General features: G+C 66.1%; 2 protein-coding genes and 1 pseudogene. 2 read left to right on the forward strand and 1 reads right to left on the reverse strand.

Annotated elements, in window-relative coordinates:
* A pseudogene (locus tag JOZ76_RS15480) lies at positions 1–993 on the forward strand (caspase family protein); the annotation flags it as partial.
* 13 nt (positions 994–1,006) lie between these two features.
* Here JOZ76_RS15480 and JOZ76_RS15485 read toward each other — a convergent pair.
* Positions 1,007–1,758 (reverse strand): IS5 family transposase gene (locus JOZ76_RS15485; RefSeq protein WP_291699488.1). Its coding sequence is split into 2 segments (ribosomal slippage): positions 1,007–1,422 and positions 1,422–1,758, totalling 753 coding nucleotides; the frame shifts between segments, so codons are not numbered across the junction.
* Between the two features lie 59 nt (positions 1,759–1,817).
* Here JOZ76_RS15485 and JOZ76_RS15490 point away from each other — a divergent pair.
* Positions 1,818–2,192, forward strand: a complete 375-nt coding sequence (locus JOZ76_RS15490; protein ID WP_291699489.1) for a hypothetical protein — start codon at positions 1,818–1,820, stop codon at positions 2,190–2,192.
* Positions 2,193–2,254 lie beyond the last annotated feature (62 nt).

Raw genomic sequence — 2,254 nt, forward strand, 5'->3', positions numbered from 1 at the left:
ACCGTGATCAACGTGCAGCAGCCGGCCCCAGCAGCCGGTTCAGTCCAGGCGCTGACGAAGGCTGCCGCGTCCGGGCAGCCTGTCGGAGCCGGCCCGCAGGTGCCGGTCGTGATCCAGCACCAGGCCAAGCTCATCCAGAACAATCAGGCGCCACTCACTGCCAGCCAGAGCAACTTCGTCGCCAACCCGACAGCACCACCGGGCAGAGCACCGCTGATCAAGGCCAATGCGACCGCGACGGCGCCGCAGGGAACGGCAACGCCTGGTCAGAACACGCCGCCCCCGGGAAGCCAGCTTCACTCTCTGCCCACGGGCAACCAGCTTCCGCCAACGAGCAGTGGAGGCCCTGCGAGCGCGACGGCGCCGACTGGAGCGGCGACGCCCAACACGGACAAGCTCGCGCCGGGGATCTCGCCGCCATCAGGGACCACTCCGCCAGGCAACGGTCCCAATGCGAATTCCAAGCCGATAGCGACGGCGCCGACCAATCCCAACCAGGGCGCGGCCGGCGTCCAGGCGAAACCCGGCAGCGCCCCGTTGGAAGAGAAGAAGTTCGAGGAGAAAAGGCCGGGATCGCCGCCGCCAGCAGCGACGGCAGGCAAGCCTGGGACTCCGCCGCCGCCAGCCGCAGCCTTGGAAGAGAAGAAATTGCAGGAGAAGCGGCCCGGATCGACGTCTCCGCCGCCCGCAGCTGCGCGGCCTGCGATCAGCGCGGTGAGGCCGACCGCACCACCACCTCCGCCTCCGCCAGCTCCGCCGCGGCCCCAGATCCAGCACGCGGCCCCGCCGCCGCCCTCGCATCCGCAGATGGCACGGCCGGCTCCGCCGCCGCCGCAGGTGCATGCTGCCCCGCCACCGCCGCCGCCTCACATTGCGGCGCCGCCACCCCCGCCGCGCGTTGCGGTGGCACCACCGCGTCCAGCGCCGCCGCCACCGCCAAGGCCCGCGGCCCCGCCGCCCAAAAAGTGTCCGCCGAACCAGCCGAAGTGCTAGGTCCTGTTGACATTCAACGGAGCCAGATCATGGCGCCGACGAGGAATAGCATGGATGCAAACGAGAGCGCAGTCTTCTCGTAGCGGGTCGAGATGCGGCGAAAATGCTTGATCTTGTTAAAGAACCTCTCGACCAAGTTGCGATCCCCGTAGATGTGCTTGTCGTAGGGGATGGCCTGCGATCGCGAGCGGGTGGACGGGATCACGGCCTCGGCACCCGCTGCTGCAATGCGAGCGCGAAAGCGGTCGGAGTCATAGCCTTTGTCGGCGAGCAACTTGTCGAACGACAGGCCGCTGATCAGGTCCTCGGCCTGGACGATATCATTCACGTTGCCTGCGGTCAGAATGAAGCGAACGGGATTGCCGAGCGCGTCCACGCCGGCGCTGATCTTGGTGCTCAGTCCGCCGCGCGAACGTCCAAGCGCCTCATCTTCGCTCCCCCTTTTGCGCCGGCCGCATGCTGGTGCGCTCGCACGATGGTGGAGTCGATGATGAGGTATTCAAAGTCTGGATTTTCCAGCAAGGCGTTGAAAATCCGCTCCCAAACGCCCCTTTTGGCCCATCGACGAAAGCGCTGGAACACGCTATTCCAATTGCCGAACTGCGGCGGCAGATCGCGCCATGGTGCGCCAGCGCGCGCAATCCAGAGCACCGCGTCGACGAACAGGCGATTGTCTGCGCCGTGCCGTCCCTTGTCTCCCTCTCTGCCTGAGACCAGCGCTTCAATGCGCCGCCAATCGAAGTCCGTGAGCTCTCGCCGAATCAAGATCGCCCTCCCCAGTTGCGATCTTGAATCACGTTCGCGAGTCAGAGGGAATCCCGCAATTGTCAACAGGACCTAGCAGCCGCGCGCAGGATTATCGCGCGGCGGGCGGCGCACCGGCATCCTGGACCGAGTTTGCAAAGCTCGTCAGACTCCGCTTCGAGTTCTGGATGGCCGCAGACGAGGTCGTCGCCAATCGGTTCCGCTCGTATTTGCGCGAGCATGCCGGCAAGGAGGACGGACCGCCGCCGGCACTCGAGGTTCGCGCCTGGCTCAATCCGGACGGAACCGTCGAGCGGGTGATCTTTCCGGCGCTGAAGAACGCGCAGGCCGATGACGATCTGCACGCCATCCTCAAGCGCGGCAACGTCGGCGCGGCGCCGCCGCCGGAGATGCTGCAGCCGCTCAATCTGCGCTTTTCGCTCAATATCAAATAAGCGGTTGATAATTCCAAGCGGCGGAAGGCTTGCAAAGCGCGCCCCGGCCGGCCTTCGATGGT

This window comes from Bradyrhizobium sp. (assembly GCF_019244115.1).
Classification (GTDB): domain Bacteria; phylum Pseudomonadota; class Alphaproteobacteria; order Rhizobiales; family Xanthobacteraceae; genus Bradyrhizobium.